At 57.8% G+C, this 18,328-nt stretch carries 16 protein-coding genes and 1 pseudogene; 5 read left to right on the top strand and 12 right to left on the bottom strand.

The features are described 5' to 3' along the window. Positions 1-45: 45 nt before the first annotated feature. Positions 46-927 (bottom strand): methyl-accepting chemotaxis protein, encoded by an 882-nt coding sequence (locus tag SFA35_RS26800; RefSeq protein WP_414058555.1) that lies wholly within the window; start codon positions 925-927, stop codon positions 46-48. 27 nt (positions 928-954) lie between these two features. After that, positions 955-2,010, bottom strand: a pseudogene (locus SFA35_RS26805) (methyl-accepting chemotaxis protein); the annotation flags it as partial. 266 nt (positions 2,011-2,276) lie between these two features. Between SFA35_RS26805 and SFA35_RS19820 the strand changes: the two are divergent. Then, positions 2,277-3,041 carry an SDR family oxidoreductase gene (locus tag SFA35_RS19820; protein ID WP_320572213.1) on the top strand — a complete coding sequence of 255 codons (765 nt, stop codon included), beginning with the start codon at positions 2,277-2,279 and terminating at the stop codon, positions 3,039-3,041. Positions 3,042-3,144: 103 nt separating this feature from the next. Here SFA35_RS19820 and pyrF read toward each other — a convergent pair whose 3' ends face one another. Continuing rightward, positions 3,145-3,846 carry an orotidine-5'-phosphate decarboxylase gene (gene pyrF, locus SFA35_RS19825; RefSeq protein WP_320572214.1) on the bottom strand — a complete coding sequence of 234 codons (702 nt, stop codon included), beginning with the start codon at positions 3,844-3,846 and terminating at the stop codon, positions 3,145-3,147. 228 nt (positions 3,847-4,074) lie between these two features. On the opposite strand from pyrF, the gene eat reads away from it, so the two are divergent. The 3 genes from eat (at position 4,075) to SFA35_RS19840 (ending at position 6,363) form a co-directional block, all read left to right on the top strand. Then, a complete protein-coding gene (gene eat, locus SFA35_RS19830) occupies positions 4,075-5,439 on the top strand; it encodes an ethanolamine permease (protein ID WP_320572215.1) in 1,365 nt (454 codons plus the stop codon). Positions 5,440-5,542: 103 nt separating this feature from the next. Next, positions 5,543-5,710: a DUF2897 family protein gene (locus SFA35_RS19835; RefSeq protein WP_320572216.1), complete on the top strand. Its 168-nt coding sequence runs from the start codon at positions 5,543-5,545 to the stop codon at positions 5,708-5,710. Positions 5,711-5,802: 92 nt separating this feature from the next. Continuing rightward, positions 5,803-6,363 (top strand): TetR/AcrR family transcriptional regulator, encoded by a 561-nt coding sequence (locus tag SFA35_RS19840; protein ID WP_320572217.1) that lies wholly within the window; start codon positions 5,803-5,805, stop codon positions 6,361-6,363. Positions 6,364-6,381: 18 nt separating this feature from the next. Here the strand turns inward: SFA35_RS19840 and fabF are convergent, their stop codons facing one another. Together fabF and SFA35_RS19850 are read right to left on the bottom strand one after the other, a co-directional pair. Further along, positions 6,382-7,656 (bottom strand): beta-ketoacyl-ACP synthase II, encoded by a 1,275-nt coding sequence (fabF, locus tag SFA35_RS19845; RefSeq protein WP_320572218.1) that lies wholly within the window; start codon positions 7,654-7,656, stop codon positions 6,382-6,384. A 556-nt stretch (positions 7,657-8,212) separates the two neighbouring features. After that, the gene (locus SFA35_RS19850; RefSeq protein ID WP_414058426.1) at positions 8,213-8,533 is read right to left on the bottom strand and encodes a ComEA family DNA-binding protein; all 321 of its coding nucleotides are present in this window, start codon (positions 8,531-8,533) and stop codon (positions 8,213-8,215) included. 200 nt (positions 8,534-8,733) lie between these two features. Between SFA35_RS19850 and SFA35_RS19855 the strand changes: the two genes are divergently transcribed. After that, entirely contained in the window at positions 8,734-9,942 is a 1,209-nt protein-coding gene (locus SFA35_RS19855; RefSeq protein ID WP_320572219.1) for an O-antigen ligase family protein, read from the top strand. Between the two features lie 14 nt (positions 9,943-9,956). Here SFA35_RS19855 and SFA35_RS19860 read toward each other — a convergent pair whose 3' ends face one another. The 7 genes from SFA35_RS19860 to SFA35_RS19890 form a co-directional block, all read right to left on the bottom strand. After that, entirely contained in the window at positions 9,957-10,823 is an 867-nt protein-coding gene (locus SFA35_RS19860; RefSeq protein ID WP_320572220.1) for a glycosyltransferase, read from the bottom strand. Positions 10,824-10,874: 51 nt separating this feature from the next. Next, positions 10,875-11,771, bottom strand: a complete 897-nt coding sequence (locus SFA35_RS19865; protein WP_320572222.1) for a glycosyltransferase family 2 protein — start codon at positions 11,769-11,771, stop codon at positions 10,875-10,877. A 426-nt stretch (positions 11,772-12,197) separates the two neighbouring features. Continuing rightward, positions 12,198-14,192, bottom strand: coding sequence for a nucleoside-diphosphate sugar epimerase/dehydratase (locus SFA35_RS19870; protein ID WP_320572223.1), 1,995 nt, complete (start codon positions 14,190-14,192; stop codon positions 12,198-12,200). 42 nt (positions 14,193-14,234) lie between these two features. Next, positions 14,235-15,287: a glycosyltransferase family 4 protein gene (locus SFA35_RS19875; protein WP_320572224.1), complete on the bottom strand. Its 1,053-nt coding sequence runs from the start codon at positions 15,285-15,287 to the stop codon at positions 14,235-14,237. Then, positions 15,284-16,246 carry an NAD-dependent epimerase/dehydratase family protein gene (locus SFA35_RS19880; protein ID WP_320572225.1) on the bottom strand — a complete coding sequence of 321 codons (963 nt, stop codon included), beginning with the start codon at positions 16,244-16,246 and terminating at the stop codon, positions 15,284-15,286. The genes SFA35_RS19875 and SFA35_RS19880 overlap by 4 nt, the downstream gene beginning before the upstream one ends. A 175-nt stretch (positions 16,247-16,421) precedes the next feature. After that, positions 16,422-16,634, bottom strand: coding sequence for a UDP-N-acetylglucosamine 2-epimerase (locus SFA35_RS19885; RefSeq protein WP_320572226.1), 213 nt, complete (start codon positions 16,632-16,634; stop codon positions 16,422-16,424). Positions 16,635-17,030: 396 nt separating this feature from the next. Beyond that, a complete protein-coding gene (locus SFA35_RS19890; RefSeq protein WP_320572227.1) occupies positions 17,031-18,251 on the bottom strand; it encodes a hypothetical protein in 1,221 nt (406 codons plus the stop codon). Positions 18,252-18,328: the final 77 nt, after the last annotated feature.

Consider the following 18,328-nt stretch of genomic DNA (forward strand, 5'->3'; position numbering starts at 1 on the left):
CCCTTTCCCGAGCAAGCCGGGTCCTACAAAGGACAGCGGACAGCTTCACAATCTGAAATGCCCCACCATCCCCTTCAACTCGCTGCCCAACTGCGCCAGCTGCACGCTGGACGCGGCATTGCCCTGCATGGCCAAGGCTGACTGGTCGGCGCTGGCGCGGATGTTGGTGACGCTGCGGTTGATCTCCTCCGCCGTTGAGCTCTGTTGCTCGGCAGCGGCGGCGATCTGCTGGTTCATCTGCTGGATCATCGACACCGCTGCAGCGATGCTGCCCAACGCACTCTCGGTCTGCAGAGCGTCGCTGACCGCCAACTTGACCAGTTCGCCACTGCTCTGAATCTGCGTCACCGACAGCTGCGCGCTGCTGCGCAGGGTACTGACCAGACGCTCGATCTCCTCGGTGGACTGCTGGGTACGCTTGGCCAGGGCGCGCACTTCGTCCGCCACCACGGCAAAGCCACGCCCCTGGTCACCGGCCCGGGCCGCCTCGATGGCGGCATTGAGCGCCAGCAGGTTGGTCTGCTCGGCAATGCTCTTGATCACCGCCACCACCGTGCCGATGTTCTGGATCTCGTTGCTGAGGCTCTCGATGCTCTGGCTCGCGGTCGTCGCCGAGCCCGCCAACTGCTCGATGCGCTGCATGCTGCGGCGCACCACCAGCTGGCCGCTGTCGACCTTGTCATCGGCGCTCTGGGCGGCCAAGGCCGCCTCTTCGGCATTGCGCGCGACGTCGTGCACCGTGGCCGTCATCTGGTGCATGGCGGTGGCGACCTGCTCGGTCTCCTCCTTCTGCGAGCCGACTTCCAGCGTGGTCTGCTCGGTGACCGTGGACAGCGATTGCGCGGAACTGGCCAGTTGCTCGATACCCGCCTGCAGGCCGCTGACGATGCCGGCCAGGCCGGCGCTCATCTGCTGCATGGCCGCCATCAGCTGGCCGATTTCATCACGCCGGTCCACGGCGATGCTGGCGCTCAGGTCACCGGCCGCGATGGCTCGAGCCCGGGCGATTACCAGGCGCAAGGGGCCGACAATCAAGCGGGTGATCAGCCAGGCGGCCAGCACGCCCACCAGCAGGGCCAGCGCCGAGGAGCCTATGATCAGCAACGAGTTTTTCCGCAGCTCGGCCTGCATGGCCGCATCCTGCGCGGCGTAGGCCTGATCGACCCGCGCCACCACCTGATCGGCGCGCTCGCGCAACTGCTGCTCGACGAGCTTTTCCTTGCTCAGCAGGTCGGTGTATTCGCCCAGCTTGTCGCTGAACGCACCGATGTGAGTGACCACCTCTTCGAGCACGCTCTGATACCCGGCGTCTTCGATCTGGCTCTTCAGGTCGTTGGCCTGCGCCAGCGCCTGGTCGGCCTCGCCGATCTTGCCCTGGTTGGCGCTGTCATCGCCCTTGCGCGCCTTGTCCAGACGTACCCGCGCCTCTTCCATCGCCTGCAGCATCAGCCGCGAGACCTGGCCGACCTGACTGGCCTGGGTAATGAACTGCGAGCCCTTCTGGCCCTGGGAATCCTTGAGGGTGAAGGTGCCATCGTCGGTCAGGCCGCTCTGCAGCACGTCAAGGTTGTTGGCCACGCTGGATACCGACCAGCTGGCCATTTCCAGGGCCAGGTCCTTGGCCTGACTGATATCCACCGACTGGTTGAAGGCTTTGAGGTAGTCGGCCAGCGCCTGCTGCACTTCGCCCATCGCCGCCACGTTGGCGGCCGAGTCGAGCTTGAGGGCTTCGGCCTGGGCCTTGAGCTGGTCGACGCTCTGGCGCAGGGCATCGGCGTCCTTGGGGTCGGCGTGCAAGGCGAAGCGCTGTTCGAGCAGGCGCACCTTGAGCACACTGCTGTTGAGCAGCGACATGGCCTGCAGGCCATCGAAGCGTTGGCTGACCAGTTGCAGCGACCAGACGCCTATGGCCGCGACCACTGCCGTCAACAGCAACACCAGGCTGAAGCCCAGTCCCAGTTTCCTGGCCATGCCCAGGTTGGCAAAACGAAACGACTTCATATGCGCCATGCCTCGTGAAGAATGAACGGGCCCAGAATGCAGAGCTCCATTCAATATTCGTGCAGAGTCGCAAGGGAAACCGACGATGGACAAGCGCTTGGCGTCGGAATAATGGCTAAGCGCCAGAAGCTGTCGCTTACAGCTATGTGGAGGGCGTTACTCGGCAGGGTCGCCAGGGATGCCGGGGCGCTCTGGACGCATCGCAATGAACCCTCGGTGCACCAAGGCCTCCCATGATGACTGCTTGATGCTCATTTCCATTGCGAGGCACTGCCATGAAACGCTTCATCGATAAAGTCGTCATCGTCACCGGCGCCGGTTCCGGCATGGGCGCCGCCACCGTCAAGCGTTTTGCCAGCGAAGGCGCGCGGGTGGTGCTGGTCGGTCGTTCGGTGGACAAGCTCGAAGCCGTGGCCGCCGGGCTGCTGCCGGGGCAGAAACTGGTGTACCCGGCGGACGTGTCCGACTGGGAGCAGGTGCAGGCGCTGGTGGCCAGGACGGTCGAGTATTTCGGCCAGCTCGACGTGCTGGTCAACAACGCCGGCGTGGCGCCGATCGGCAAGATCACCGAAGCGTCGATCGAGGACTGGCACAAAGTGTTCGCCATCGACGTCGATGGCGTGTTCCACGGCTGCCGCGCTGCCATGCCGCACTTGATCAAGAGCGGCGGCTGCATCGTCAACGTGTCGTCGGTGTCGGGCCTGGGCGGCGACTGGAAGATGGCGTTCTACAACGCCGCCAAGGGCGCAGTGAGCAATTTCACCCGCGCGCTGGCGCTGGACCATGGCGCTGACGGCGTACGGGTGAACGCCGTGTGTCCCAGCCTGACCCGCAGTGACCTGACCGACGACATGTTTGGCGATTCACAACTGATGGCCAAATTCGCCGAGCGCATCCCGCTGGGGCGCGCCGCCGAACCTGAAGAAGTGGCCGATGTGATCGCGTTCCTGGCCAGCCATGATGCGCGCTTCGTAACCGGTGTGAATCTGCCGGTGGATGGCGGGTTGTCAGCCTCGAACGGGCAACCGCCGCAGAACTGAGCCACGGTTGTTTGCCGGTAGAGCTGGGCTTGGTCGGGAACGGCGCAAACTCACTTCCCGAGCAAGCTCGGTCCTACAGGTACTGGCTATGGCATGGCCGGGATCAGCCGTTGAGCTCGGCCACCACCCGGGCCAACGCTTGGGTCGGGTCCGCCGCCTGGCTGATCGGGCGACCGATCACCAGGTAGTCGGAACCGGCATCCAGCGCCTGACGCGGGGTCAGGATTCGCCGCTGGTCATCCGCCACGCTGCCCGCCGGGCGAATGCCCGGGGTCACCAGTTGCAGCGCCGGGTGCGCCGCCTTCAGCGCCTGGGCCTCCAGTGCCGAGCACACCAGGCCGTCCAGACCCGCCTTCTGCGCCAGCGCAGCGAGGCGCAGCACCTGTTCCTGCGGTTCGATGTCCAGGCCGATGGCGGCCAGGTCGGCGCGCTCCATGCTGGTCAGCACGGTCACCCCAATCAGCAATGGCTTGGCACCGCTGCGCTTGTCGAGCTCTTCACGGCAGGCCGCCATCATGCGCAGGCCACCGGAGCAGTGCACATTGACCATCCACACGCCCATCTCGGCCGCAGCCTTGACCGCCATTGCCGTGGTGTTCGGTATATCGTGGAATTTGAGGTCGAGAAACACCTCGAAGCCCCTGTCGTTGAGCGTCTCGACAATACCCGAGGCGCTGCTGGTGAACAGTTCCTTGCCCACCTTGACCCGGCATAGCTTGGGGTCCAGTTGATCAGCCAGCTTCAGGGCGGCGTCACGGGTCGGGAAATCCAAAGCGACGATGATCGGAGTCTGGCAAACGGACATGGGCGGGGCTCTCAGGGGCATTGACGGGGCGGTGGAGAAATCGGCGCGCATTGTAGCAGACCGCCCCGGCACGCCCCAATTCAATGCGCTGCGCCTACCTGTTGCCTGCTCGACACTGGCCAACTTCGCCCATCACGACGCTTTCTTCTGCAAAACGACTGCACGAGCGCGGCTGGCACGGCCACTGCAACAGTCGCCGGGAATGTCCATCAGCTCAGGAAGACTGCTATGAACACCAAACTCAAGCCCACGTTGGGCACGCTGCACTTGTGGGGAATCGCCGTCGGCCTGGTGATTTCCGGTGAATACTTCGGCTGGAGCTACGGCTGGGGCGTCGCCGGGACCCTGGGCTTTCTGGTCACCTCGCTGCTGGTAGCCTTGATGTATGCCTGCTTCATCTTCAGCTTCACCGAACTGACCACGGCCATTCCCCATGCGGGCGGCCCGTTCGCCTACAGCCGTCGAGCCTTCGGAGAAAAGGGCGGGCTGATCGCCGGCCTCGCCACGCTGATCGAATTCGTCTTCGCCCCGCCGGCCATCGCCCTGGCCATCGGTGCCTACCTCAACGTGCAGTTCCCGGCGCTCGACCCACGCCATGCGGCATTGGGCGCCTATATCGTATTCATGCTGCTGAACATCCTCGGTGTGCAGCTGGCGGCCACCTTCGAACTGGTGGTGTGCATTCTTGCCGTGCTCGAACTGCTGGTGTTCATGGGCGTGGTCGCACCCGCTTTCAGCTTCAGCAACTTTGCCCTCAACGGCTGGGCCGGTGACAGCAGCTTCAGCCCGGCGGCCATCGGCGGCATGTTCGCGGCCATTCCCTTCGCCATCTGGTTCTTCCTGGCCATCGAAGGCGCTGCGATGGCGGCCGAAGAAGCCAAGGACCCCAGGCGGACCATTCCCAAAGCCTACATCAGCGGCATCCTGACCCTGGTGCTGCTGGCCATGGGCGTGATGTTCTTCGCCGGCGGCGTGGGCGACTGGCGCACTTTGTCGAATATCAACGACCCCTTGCCCCAGGCCATGAAGGCCGTGGTCGGCGAGCGCTCCGGCTGGCTGCACATGCTGGTATGGATTGGCCTGTTCGGCCTGGTCGCCAGCTTTCACGGGATCATACTTGGCTACTCGCGGCAGTTCTTCGCCCTCGCCCGCGCCGGCTACCTGCCGGCCTCGCTGGCCAAGCTGTCGCGCTTCCAGACCCCGCATCGCGCAATCATCGCCGGCGGCATCATCGGCATCGCTGCCATCTACAGCGACAGCCTGATCAACCTCAGCGGCATGACCCTGACCGCCGCCATGATCACCATGGCGGTGTTCGGCGCCATCGTCATGTACATCATGAGTATGCTCAGTCTGTTCAAGCTGCGCCGCAGCGAGCCAGGCCTGGAACGCAGCTTCCGGGCGCCAGGCTACCCGATCGTGCCGGGCATCGCCCTGGTGCTGGCGGTGGTCTGCCTGATCGCCATGGCCTGGTACAACACCCTGATCGGCCTGATCTTCCTCGGCTTCATGGCGGTGGGCTTCATCTATTTCGCCTTGACCAAGCCACTGCGCGCCGCTGCGCCGGCCGACGCCATGCTGACCGGGGTCTGAAATACCTTGCTACGGAACCAGTGCAGCCGTTCGTCGATCCAAATGACATCAGCGGTTATCCTGCGAAACCCTTTCGCTGCGCCGCTGCTTCAAGGAGGGTGACATGCCCTGGTATGCCTGGTTGATATTGGTGGTCGCGATCGGTTCGATCGTGGGTGGCCTGATGATGCTGCGCGACAGCGCCAGCAAGGTCGAGCTGACCGACGAAGAACGTAGACGCGTGCAGCAACGCAATGCCGAAATGGACGCGAAGGAAGCTCGCGACCGTTGAACCGACTGGTGGCGGGTTGCGGCCCCCACCAGTTTTTTCGACTCTGTTAACATGTCACCTAACATTCAATGAGCCATGCAGTGGAGGCTCCCATGCGTTATTCCCAGGATCACAAAGCACAGACCTATCAGCGCATCGTCAAGGAGGCCTCGGCCCGATTTCGTCGCGACGGGATCGGCGCCACCGGCCTGCAACCCCTGATGAAAGCCCTGGGCCTGACCCACGGCGGCTTCTATGCGCATTTCAAGTCCAAGGACGACCTGGTCGAAACCGCCCTGCGCGATGCCAGCGAGGAGTCGGCCAACCGCGCCGTGGAAACCTTCGCCAAGCCCGACGCGCTGAACAGCTTCATCGACATGTACCTGAGCCAGGCGCATCGGGAAAACCCGGATCGCGGTTGCCCGTTGCCGACCATGGCCGCAGAGTTGGGCCAGCGTGGCACGCCCAGTGCGACCGCCGATGAAGCGGTGCAGCGCCACCTGACCCGCCTGGCCGCGGCCCTCGGCGGAGACGACGCCGACGCCAGGAGCGTGATGATGCTCTCCTCGCTGGTGGGCGCCTTGCTGCTGTCGCGCAGCGTCCAGGACCCGGCCCTGTCGGACCGCATCCTCAACACCGTGCGCGAAGCGCTCAAGCACGAGGCCCAGGCCTGAAGGCCCGGGCCATCGGTATCAGGCCTGCCAACGCTTGAATAGCACGCTGGCATTCACGCCGCCAAAGCCGAAGCCGTTGGACAGGGCGTACTCGATGGGCATTGGCCGGGATGCGCCATGGACGATATCCAGTTGCCCGACCGCCTCGTCGGCATGTTCGAAGTTGAGGGTGGCCGGCGCTACCTGATCGCGGATCGCCAACAGGGTGAAAATCGCCTCGAGCCCACCCGCGGCACCCAGTAGATGCCCAGTCGCCGATTTGGTGGAAGTGATCGCCAACTGCGGCGCCTCGCCGAACACCGCGCGGATCGCTGCCAGCTCGCCCTTGTCGCCCACCGGCGTTGAAGTGGCGTGGGCGTTGAGGTGCTGGATCTGTGCCGGGGCAATGGCCGCCTGAGCGATCGCCGCCTGCATGGCTCGGCGCGCGCCACTGCCGTCCTCGGGGCCGGCGGTCAGGTGATAGGCATCGGCGCTGGTGCCATAGCCGACCAGTTCGGCCAGCGGTGTTGCGCCCCGCGCCAGGGCGTGGCTAAGCGACTCGATCACCAGGATGCCCGCCCCCTCGCCCATCACGAAGCCGTCGCGATCGCGGTCGAATGGCCGCGAGGCCTTCTCGGGAGTTTCATTGAAGCCACTGGACAGTGCCCGCGCCGCAGCGAAGCCAGCCAGGCTGACTCGGTCGATGGCCGCCTCGGCACCGCCGCACACGGCAATGTCCGCCTCACCGGCGCGGATCATCCGCGCAGCATCGCCGATGGCCTGGACCCCGGCGGCGCAAGCAGTGACCGGCGCGCCCATGGGGCCTTGCAGGCCGAACTCGATGGACACATGGCCGGCCGCCAGATTGACCAGAAACGAGGGAATGGTAAACGGCGACAGGCGCTTGGGCCCTCGCGCGTCCGTGGTGCGCACCGCATCGGCGATGGCCGGGAAGCCGCCGATGCCGGAGCCGATGATGGTCGCGGTACGTTGCTTCTGCTGTTCGGTCTGCGGCTGCCAGCCGGCCTGGGCCAAGGCCTGCTTGGCCGCCGACATGGCGAACTCGATGAAACGGTCCATTTTTTTCTGGTCCTTGGGCGCCACCGCCCAATCGGCGTCGAAGCCACCTTCGGCATCCTCTGCCAGCGTCGGCACCACACCGCCAACCCGGGCCGCCAGGCCTTCAACCACGTCGTCGGGCAGCACCCGCAAACCGGAGCGCCCAGCGAGCAACCGCTGCCAGACCGTTTCGATACCCGTGCCCAAGGGCGAGACCACGCCCATGCCCGTTACCACTATTCGTTCAAAGCTCATGAGTACCTGCCAGGTTATAAGGCCTATCCAAACGCGCACGCCCCGCGACCAATGGAAAAATACTGAAGGCAGCGACCCATCTGGTCTGCAGGGCAGCAGCGCAAATAGAAAAAGCGCGCGTATCCAGACGGGTTTTGCAAAGCAAATTCCATGGTCTATCCTCTCGAATATGGAGGCAGTGCCTTTTGGATTACAATTATAATTCAAAGCCTAATACAAAGCATGCACTCCATCATGTCATGGTTATCCCGGTGCCGGTGCGTCGTTCCTGGTGAGATAGGCCTCCCCAAATGACGGACACCCTCATGTGCAACACGGCCACAGACGACGACCAGACAAAGCCCTCGCTTAGGAGTGTCGTCAATGGCTGCCTTTCTGATGTTCTGGAGTGTTCTTTCCGTGGTAGGTGTGTTTCTGGCCGTTATTCTGGTCAGAAGTGGCCACCCTGAGGAGTCGCAACGCAGGGCCCATATGCCCGTGAAACCCAGGAGTAAATCCCCCGCCAGCCAGTAAGTCATCGGCGACAGCCGCGTGCGCGGCTGTCGCGGGGGGCGGGCTACTCGATTGTCAGCTTGTCGATGTTGCGATCCAGCAGTGACTTGCCAATGCCGTTCACCTCGAGCATTTCGTCCACCGAGGTGAACGCGCCGTTGGTATCACGGTGGGTCACGATCGCCTGCGCCTTGGTGGCGCCGATACCGGACAGCTCGCGGCGCAGGGTTTCTGCGTCCGCCGTGTTCAGGTTGACCTTGACCATGGCACTCGCCGGTTGCGTGGTGTCGCTTTGCGGCAGACTGGCCGAAGCCGGTACGGCGGCGTGGGTGGCGACGGACAGGGTGGCGAGCACGGCAAACAGGATCGATGAGAGGGTACGCATGATGAAGCTCCTTGATGGGGTTGGGTCGTGCGGCTTCCTTGTGGCCGCATGAACAACCCTAGCCCAGCGCCCGGTACCTGTCAGCGGCGCAGGCACCCGGAAGTATTGCCACATGTGCCGGCCGGCAATCATTCATGGAACCGTTTTTGCAAAAATGACATTATCCTCGGCACCGCCTGCAATTGGACTGAGAGCAATCAATGGGTACCGTAGTATCGACCCTCACCCTGCGTGAACGCAGTGCTGAGTTTTTTTTCAAATATCTGATTCCGCTGGGCTGGCTTGTCATTCTCACGAGTATGTTCATTGCCGGTGACAGGGGGCGGGTTCACCAGCTTTTTTACATCTTTCTGGCGCTTCCTACCCTGCTCGCAGTCATCTTACGGCCAGCTGTACTCAAGCCGTTGATATGCAACCCTCTGTTCGTGGCCATCGCCGTGTTCAGTTGCTATACGATGGTCACTGTGGCTTGGTCCAGCACCGAAGACACTGCGCTGTCACTCATGCGACGTCCGCTATATATCGCATTGTTGTTGTTCTGCGCCGGGATAGTCGGCATGCGCTCCGCTGAGCGACTTAACGGACTGACGCGCTATGCGGCTCTAGTGGCAGCGCTTGCAGCAGCCATTTCGCTGGCCTACTTCATACTCGTACGCCTGCCTGCCGGTAGTGAGCGTCTCGACGGCTATGGAGCGCTGTACAACCCCCTGCTCAGCGCACATGTCTTTGGAGCATTCGCGACGTTCTGGTTGGCAACCTTGTTGCAGAGCCGCAAACTGCTCGATCCAACACCGCTTCTCTGTCTGGCTTTGCTGATGGCCGCTGTCTTCGCCACTGGCTCCCGTACACCTTTGGTAGGCATAGGCGGTGCGCTAATATGGCTGGTATGCGTGGGCGACCGACGCAAAGGGCTCGTGTTAGTGCTTGGAATCGTCGCAGCGATGGCAATGTTCGTCTCGCTGCACCCCGAGGCAATCACGCAGCGTGGCCTTTCACACCGGCCGGAAATCTGGTTGGAATCATGGCGGCAGATCAAGGAAAAACTGTGGTTCGGCCATGGCTACGATGCCGATATGATTGTGCTGATACCGGGCGTGGGATTGCTGGCCGACCCACATAACATGGAGCTTGGCGTCATGTACTCAGGGGGTGTGGTGGGCTTGCTCCTGTGGATTGCCATATACGCTGTAGCACTTAGGTTCTGCTGGACTCACCGTTCGAATCCCGGTATCAGCCTTGCCACCGCCTGGCTGATATTTGGCATTGGCTCCGGGTTGACTGAAGGTATGGCTTTCCTTTCACGCCCGAAAGAACATTGGTACCTGATATGGCTGCCGTTGGCGTTGATCTACGGTCAATGGGTCTTACGCGAGCAGGCCTGGCGGATTACGGACATCCGCCGGGGGTGAACGCTACGCGCTGCTCAGGATGTCACTAGACGCAAAAGGCCACGGAAGGTCTTTTTGTTCCAGAAGCGAAGCGGGATCTGGGAAAGGATTTCCCTTGATAACTTTTTATCCCGACCCGCTGTCTTGAGCATCATGGAGTTACGAAAGTCCATGCAGATGTGCTCGTAGGCAGGATGACTCTTGTACATCGCATAGGTCTTGAGCACGTTCTCATACATAAACCGCTGGTTCTTGTAAGTGTTGGTGGCGTGTTTGCGATACTGTGCCAGCGGTTCCCCCAACACATCGATGAAATAGCCAGCGTGGGCCACGGCGAGTTCGATGTAGAGGTCCTCCAGGCGTATGTCAGGGTCGAACCCTCCTGCTTTCTGCAACGCCTCAACGCGAAACATCAGCGTGGCGGCCATGGGCCCGGGCTTGCGGTCTAGGAAGAGATCATCGAAATCGAGGCGGCGAAATGCAAGGTTTCGCTTGCGCTGCTCTCGCCCGCCCATCACAACACCGTCCTGGTCGATTATTTCAATGTTCGCCGAACAAATTCCGACCTCCGGTTTTCCCTCCATGTATTCGACTTGGGTGGCAATTCGGTGTGGAAACATGATGTCGTCCGAACCGAAGGGAACAATCAAGCTCCCTTTGGCGCGGGCAATCGCCTCGTTCAGCGTTCGCGACAATCCCTTGTTGGCTTGTGCGATGAAGTCAAAGCCGGCCTCGGCCTGCAGCGCCTGCAGCAATTCCACGCTGCCATCTTTCGATCCATCATCGACCACCAACAGTTCTATGTTTGGATAGGTCTGCTGCAACACACTGCGTACGCTCGCTTCAATGTAGGGAGCGTGGTTGTAGCTGGCGATGATGACGGTAACGAGTGGAAGAGACATGCCGATTGACCCCAGTTTAATGTTAAGAGCTACTGCCGAGCATTCGCACGACTACCATTTGAAGAAAAGGCGGCGTAGCCGTTGCACGGTGACTCTGTTCCACTGAGCGACAGGTAGACTCCGAATCAGCTTTAACGCATGGGCCTTGTCCTGCAAAACAGCATACTTCAAGGCCTTGTGGATGATTTCCCGCCTAGCCAATGGGTAGGCGAAATGATCCATATACGGCGCAATGGCTGCCATATCCGCTTCGAGTACCGGCAGATAGCGTTTGGACAGGTTATTGGGATGGCGCCGATACAGGGTGATCAGGACAGGTATCACATCAATGAACCACCCGAGATGGGCAATGCGCAGCGTTATCTGAAAGTCTTGGACCTTGATCGACGGATCATAGAAATTCGCCGCCTTGAGCGCTTCCATTCGATACAAGGCTGCCGGCGCCCCGCAAACCCGAGCGTTGGCGAGGATGTCGGCGAAATCGTAACGGCTCGGATGCTTGCGGGGTTCGTCCTTCAGCACTTTACCCTCAGGATCAATGTAGCGACTGTTGGCGCCTACCAACCCTGCATCTGGATGCTCCTCCAGGTATGCCACTCTTACCGCTACCGAGTTGGGCAGCATAATATCGTCCAGGTCGGGCGTCGAAACGTATTTGCCCCGAGCATGCTGCAAGCCGTGGTTGAGTGCCGCGCTCACACCTTGGTTTGCCTGCCGGTAGAGCTGGAAGCCGTGCACCTTCTGCAAAGCTTCGAGCATCTCAATGCTCCTGTCGGTGGAGCCGTCATCGACTATGATCACTTCGAAATTGCGATAGCTTTGCGCGTAGATGCTGGCTATCGCCAGATCAAGATATTTCTCTGCGTTGTAGCAGGGAGCAATGATCGAGACAAGGGGCATGCCTATCGCGTCTTGATCACTCGGCGATGCTGAAACCAGGGTGGTCATTGGTCAGTCGGAACCCATAATGCGTCGGAGGCCTCGCGCCCAGACAGAACAAAAAGATCCATCTTACATGATCGGCGCTGCGCCGCCGACCTGATTGTTCGCTAGTTTTCCTGGCTTGGGCAATGAACAACGGGTCGATGAACTCTCTATCTGGACTAGGGTCCGTCAGAAGATGACGCAGCAGCTGCCGCACCAGCTCGTCGACTGTGATGCAAATCGCCATCAACCGATCAGAGAGCTTGGCTTTATCTGGCCATAGGAACATGAGCTTGGTGGTAGCACATAGCCATTATGCGTGGAGCAGCCGCTTTGTCATCTACTCTTCATAGAGCTTTGTCGGTGGAGACCAGCGCAAAATTGACGCCGCGTTGAAGGATGCCTGTGCGGCATTTACAGCTCCACCACATCGGGACTCGGCTACCTCTTTCACGAGTCTGTCCGCTGCTGCATGTGTATCCAGTCGACTATCTCCCCATCTGGGGCATAACCAGTCACAATCTCCCTCAACAACAAGCGAACATGGTTATAGTCGTCGGACTCTACCGAATCCACCAATTCGGTCAGCTTAAGCTTCAGCGATGCCCAAGACAAAAACTCTTCTTGTGCAGCCATGATCATAGGGTGTCCAGTCAGCTCAACATTATCCCCAATGAGCAATTCTTCGTACAGTTTCTCGCCAGGACGCAGACCAGTAAACTCAATGACGATATCGCCGTGAGGGTTGTTTTCAGAGCGAATGCTCAAGCCGGACAAATGAATCATCTTCTCGGCCAACTCGACAATCTTGACTGGCTCGCCCATATCAAGAACAAACACATCCCCACCCTTGCCCATTGAACCGGCCTGAATTACTAGCTGAGCGGCCTCTGGGATTGTCATAAAATATCTAGTGATATTAGGATGGGTGACGGTTAACGGGCCTCCAGATTTTATCTGCTTATGGAACAGCGGAATGACCGAGCCTGACGAGCCCAGCACATTGCCGAATCTGACCATTGTAAACCGTGTCTTATTAACAGTTGGAATATTATCAGCAAACCGATACAGAACAGGGGCAGACTCTGCGCTCAACGCCTGGAGAATCATTTCAGCAAGACGCTTGGTGCTGCCCATTACATTCGTTGGCCTCACGGCCTTATCGGTCGAGATAAGCACAAAATTCGCCACCCCGGCACGCAATGCCGACTGCGCTGTGTTCAACGTGCCGATGACATTGTTTAAGACGCCCTCCGCAATATTGTGCTCTACCATCGGTACATGCTTGTAAGCAGCAGCATGATAAACCGTATCGATGCTCCAATTTCGCATCACGTCATGCAATTGATCCGGATTACGGACCGAACCAAGGATGGGCAGCAGACGGACATTAAGAGATTCGCGAGCAATACGCTGTTCAAGCTCCGACAAGATAATGTAGAGATTAAATTCACTGTGATCGAACAACACTAGCGTGGTAGGCCGCTGAGTTAAAATTTGTCGACACAGCTCGGAGCCTATCGAGCCCCCTGCCCCGGTTACCATGACGGACTGTCCTGCAATGCATCTTTCGAGCAAATTTTCCTGGGCAGGTACAGAGTCTCGCCCTAATAGATCCGCAATATCTACCTCTTGGATATCATCGACTTTGACACGGCCGCTGGCGAGGTCCATGAACCCTGGAATACTTCGAACGTGCAGAGGAAACTGCTCTAAAAAATTCAGAATTTCGCGTCGGCGGGCACGCGACGCAGAAGGCACTGCCAAGAGCACTTCCTGTGCACCGCAGCTGTCGATAAGTTTTTGTATATGCCGTGGCTTAAACACCTGCAGGCCGGAAATTATCGTGTTTGCAATGTTGGTGTCATCGTCTATGAAAGCGACGGGGCGCATCATTCGCCCCATTCTCAAGGCTGCCACCAATTGGTTGCCGGCCGCCCCGGCTCCATAGACCGCTACGCGCAGCAGGCCATCATCCTTTCGGGTGAAAGGCGCATGGATAGCGGCAGCAAACCAATCGCCGAGAAAATACTGCCTCATCGCTAGACGTAAACCTCCGAGCAAAATAAGGCTCAACCACCAGTAATTGAAGATAATGGATCTCGGCACCACTTCTTCGTGATTGCTATGCCAGTAAACAATAAGCGCTAACACAAGTGATGACAGAGTAACGGCTTTGCTGATCGCGATTAACGCTTCATTTCCAAAGTATCGCATCACCGCGCGATACATACCAAATCGGATAAAAATAGGTATCGATACAGCGGGGGCGGCTGTGAAAAGCCACGGATGATCGGACAACGGGTTGCCGGACTCCTCAAAACCCAAACGAACGACAAAGGATGACCACAATGCAAACCAAACCAGACAGATATCAGTGGTCACTTGAATAAGACGTTTGGAGCGTCGTGACAACCCCAGCAAGGTGCTTCTTAATTTATCCATGTATTCAGAGCTCCTCCCAGAGCATCCTGCTTGGCCCAGGCTTCAAGGCCTTGGGTCGCGTGGGGATTGAGGACGTGAATCGATGGTTTCGAGCTGCCCCGCCTTGAACTTCCAAGCCATCCAGGTAAGCGGCAAATACGCCACTAAACACGTGACAAAACCATCCCATTTAAATACCAGCATGCCTACTGCCAAGGGTATGAGCCACACTACGTTGATGAGCAGCACAGCTAGAGTTACTGGTAAGTGCTTTCCGCACTCACGAGACGCATATTGATATGCATGGCTGCGATGCGCTTCATAGACACGTTCGCGGCGTAGGAGTCGGCGGCAGAGAGTGTATGTTGCGTCAACTATGAATACCCCAAGCAAGACAAGCCAAACCCAGAAAAATTCAGGCAATGCCCAAGCTGCCTGCAGTGACAGCACGCCAAAGGTGATACCGAGAAATCCACTCCCGGCATCACCCATGAATATTCTCGCGGGTGGAAAATTCCAGAATAGAAACCCCGCTACCGCTCCAGCCAACAGCAGAGGAGGTCCTATCAAGCCAGGATAACCAGCGATGCTGTAAACGACACAGGCGCCTAGGCTGGCGCAGATAGCCTGTACGCTGGCGATTCCGTCTATACCGTCCATGAAGTTATACAGATTCAACAGCCACACCAGATAAATCGCACCGACGCAGAGCCCGGCAACACCAAGATCAAAGTCAAAATGGAGCAGTTTGATAGATGGAAATCCCGACATCCAGAACAGTGCCCAGCCGCCGGAAAGGAAATGCCCCAACAGCCGCCACCGCGCCGCGATATGGCCATGGTCATCCATGAAGCCTATGATCGCAATCAACAAGCCAGCACCGGCCAAGCCCAGATAGTCTCGCGAACCAACAGTGCCCTGAGCCAACAGCATGCACAGCGCAACCAAAAAAGTGATCACAATGGCCACTCCACCGCCGCGTGGAGTCGGTATCACGTGCGAACTTCTGCTGTTGGGTATATCCATAATGCTCTTGGATACTGCATACCGGCGTAGCAAACCAGTGAGCAACAACGAAAGCATGGCTGCCCCAGGGAAAAGCAACCAGTAAGTCATTGGCCGTAAGTTTCCTTGAAATGTTTTGCGGTAACAGCGAGTGCCTCGTTGACAGACAAAGGTGGGACCCAGCCCAACAGCTGATAATTCTTCGAAATATCGACCGTCAAAGAGCCGCACAATCTCTGAGAAATAGCCTGCTTGCCCATGAGCCTGGCAACAAACACCAACAGAGCGGCTGGCACTGGAATAAGCCTTGATGGCCTATTCAGAGCCACTGCTACCTTCTTTAATAATTGTGTAGTTGACAAGTCGTCACCGTCGCTAACCAGAAACCGCTGATTCACCGCATTGGGATGATCAAGACATGTAGCTATCAGACCAACAAGGTTGTCGAGTGCTACGAGGCTGCGGCGATTATTAATAGCGCCGAAAGGCAAAACAATCCCTTTTGCCGTGTACCGCATCATCGATAAAAAATTTGCCTTAACACCAGGGCCATAAACAAGAACGGGGCGAATAACCACGATCTCTAGTCCCGTTTGTTCCCCCATAGCCATCAGCTGTACCTCTGCTTCAGCTTTGGAGATTCCATAAGGATCGCAAGGATTAGGTTCATCGTCTGCCTGGTAGCTTTTGCCAGGAAGCGTGCCTTCACCATTGACCTTGATAGAACTGATGAAGACGAAACGCTTCACGCCGGCTGCTGCAGCTGCGTGGGCCAGCGCCAAAGTGCCTTGAACATTAACCTGACGAAAAGCTTCGAGGGGATTCGCTTCCTGGTCATCCATGACGTGCACGCGGGCGGCCGCATGGACAATGACGTCAATTTTTAGATGACTGCCGAGTTGTAATGCCAATTGCTCAAGGCTGCTCGCAACCAGAAGGCCGTCTGCACAGGCTAGAGATGCGCCGGGCGTACGCGTCGCAGCCGTCACAGTGATACCGGGACGATGAGACAGAGCCCCAACCACCCGCCCGCCGACGAACCCTGAGGCTCCAGTAACCAGCACGTGCATAACAATTCCTTAGCTTTTTTGACCAAACAGTCCGATTTATATGATCAGTATAACTCAGCACCGTCCGTACTACTTCCTTGGATACCGCACCACCCTCGTAGTCCGGCACCCCACGCATGGCCAGCTTGTTGCGATCATGCTGGCTGCCGACAACCTTGATCGGGTCCATTATCGGCTACGCCTTCAACCCGCGCGTGACCAACGTCCTTTCATCCATGCCTTCAGGGCGCTCATGAGCGTTGCGGATCTTGACAGACAGAAAATTAAGCAGGGAGGCTTCATAGGTGACAGTACCGCTGTCTGACAAAACGCATTCAGCTGTCATTTGTTGCCGGATGTAATCAAACAGCGCGACCGGCTTGACGACGCGTATCCACGGATTGTCCACAAAACCGCTAAGTCCACGAGTCCCTTTCGGGTTCGAGGGTGAGTAGAAACCACCACCGGCATATCACATTCGACCACCAACGCATCCAGTAAATCAAGCAGATCATGGAGATTCGTAAGCTCGATGCGCCCCACATTCCAAGCGCTTATCTGATGCTAGATCCTGTGCTCCCTATTCTCCCTGGAACCTGCTTACCATGATGCGGCCCGATGCAAAAGTCGAAAAGGTCTATTTCTACCCTAAACCCATCGACTTCCGAAATCCATTGACGGCCTGGCTGCCTTGGTCGAGCTGGACATCAAGGTCGCAGTCTTGGATCTCTCTCACACTCTAAACTGATTGTTGCACGCAGGCAGATTAAAAAATGCTGAACGTAATTTACTGCAAAAAACAGGGTCACTCGGTCCCGCTTTTCATTGCGCCAAGATTGTTTATTGCCCAGCTTCGCACAAGCGCGATCAGCAGTCCCAAGAAAAAGCCTCCTGCCAACGCTATAAGCAGGGCGGTAGACATATTAATAGCAGGACGGTTTGGTAGCGTAGGCCCCGCGACAAATCGGCAGTTCTTGAGATACAGGGCTTCGGCTTTTTGAATAGTGATGCTCAGAGTGTTGTAGACTTCGAGAACGTCATCGTCCTTCATGTCCTTCCCTTCAAAAAATTTGCTTAACACTACTGGCATATTGTTCAAGAAAATTTCGCCGGACTGAACTTCTTTATGCATTTTTAGCGCGCTTTCGTTAAACATACTCATCAGCATCAGCTGCTTCTTCTCATGCTCCAGATCCATACTGGTCTCGTTCAGTTGATCCAACTGTATCTCGGTAGCTACGAGTTGAGTACCTGCGGGTAGGAACGGAACGTTCTTTTCATCTACAGTGATCAAAGTTTGTGCGCTAGTAGCTTCACTATTTTTCGGTTCACGCTTAACAATTTCCTGCAGGACTGCCTGACGGCGCTTCAGCGCCGCTGTTTCGAGCCTGTTTTCCAACATTTCATTGTCGATTTCAAGAGAACGTACGGCGTTATCGGTGTTATCTGCTAGCAACTTTTCAGTAAATGCATCATACGCGATCACATCCATAATATAACGCCCTACCAAGCCCACCATCTGCTGAGCTACTTTAGGATCGCCATCTTTCAGATGTATACGCAGCCCAAGGATATTGTTACCTACATCTTTAGGCGTGAACAGAGTCTTAGCGTCGGCCTGTGTGAAAGAATGCAGCGGTTCGATTTGCTGACCGATGCCACCGAATGAATCGAATGTGTCCTTAAGTACTTGAAGGCCTGGGGTTTCCGCGATCTGCATCGCATTGACGTAACGCTCAAATCGGTCGGACTCCTGCATCGCCGTGGCATAACGTTTATAGTCGGACAATGTAATACCTATACCTTCGCTTGAATCCAGAGGAATAGGTCCACCGAACTGGTATAGCCCACTACTCTCATATTTCTCATGGGTACCGACGCTGATTGCAGTGATCGCCATTATCACCATGGTCGTGCCAATGATAACCCATCGTGAGGACCAGAGCGCGCGGATGATGTTTGATAAAGAAATATCAACCGTAGCAGGGGGCATTGCGGATTTTTCGCGAATAGTTGAACTGGCCATGGTATTTTTTCGAAATGAGTGAAATATGTGACAAATCGTGTGCTCAGCCTTTATCAGACCGACAAGCCTGAAATGCC

The sequence above is a fragment of the Pseudomonas sp. HR96 genome (genome assembly GCF_034059295.1).
Taxonomy (GTDB): domain Bacteria; phylum Pseudomonadota; class Gammaproteobacteria; order Pseudomonadales; family Pseudomonadaceae; genus Aquipseudomonas.

Coding starts and splice junctions, on each gene's coding strand:
- SFA35_RS26800 (WP_414058555.1), bottom strand. CDS start 927: ATGGCGGCCATGCAGCAGATGAGCGCCGGCCTGGCCGGCATCGTCAGC.
- SFA35_RS19820 (WP_320572213.1), top strand. CDS start 2,277: ATGAAACGCTTCATCGATAAAGTCGTCATCGTCACCGGCGCCGGTTCC.
- pyrF (WP_320572214.1), bottom strand. CDS start 3,846: ATGTCCGTTTGCCAGACTCCGATCATCGTCGCTTTGGATTTCCCGACC.
- eat (WP_320572215.1), top strand. CDS start 4,075: ATGAACACCAAACTCAAGCCCACGTTGGGCACGCTGCACTTGTGGGGA.
- SFA35_RS19835 (WP_320572216.1), top strand. CDS start 5,543: ATGCCCTGGTATGCCTGGTTGATATTGGTGGTCGCGATCGGTTCGATC.
- SFA35_RS19840 (WP_320572217.1), top strand. CDS start 5,803: ATGCGTTATTCCCAGGATCACAAAGCACAGACCTATCAGCGCATCGTC.
- fabF (WP_320572218.1), bottom strand. CDS start 7,656: ATGAGCTTTGAACGAATAGTGGTAACGGGCATGGGCGTGGTCTCGCCC.
- SFA35_RS19850 (WP_414058426.1), bottom strand. CDS start 8,533: ATGCGTACCCTCTCATCGATCCTGTTTGCCGTGCTCGCCACCCTGTCC.
- SFA35_RS19855 (WP_320572219.1), top strand. CDS start 8,734: ATGGGTACCGTAGTATCGACCCTCACCCTGCGTGAACGCAGTGCTGAG.
- SFA35_RS19860 (WP_320572220.1), bottom strand. CDS start 10,823: ATGTCTCTTCCACTCGTTACCGTCATCATCGCCAGCTACAACCACGCT.
- SFA35_RS19865 (WP_320572222.1), bottom strand. CDS start 11,771: ATGACCACCCTGGTTTCAGCATCGCCGAGTGATCAAGACGCGATAGGC.
- SFA35_RS19870 (WP_320572223.1), bottom strand. CDS start 14,192: ATGGATAAATTAAGAAGCACCTTGCTGGGGTTGTCACGACGCTCCAAA.
- SFA35_RS19875 (WP_320572224.1), bottom strand. CDS start 15,287: ATGACTTACTGGTTGCTTTTCCCTGGGGCAGCCATGCTTTCGTTGTTG.
- SFA35_RS19880 (WP_320572225.1), bottom strand. CDS start 16,246: ATGCACGTGCTGGTTACTGGAGCCTCAGGGTTCGTCGGCGGGCGGGTG.
- SFA35_RS19890 (WP_320572227.1), bottom strand. CDS start 18,251: ATGGCCAGTTCAACTATTCGCGAAAAATCCGCAATGCCCCCTGCTACG.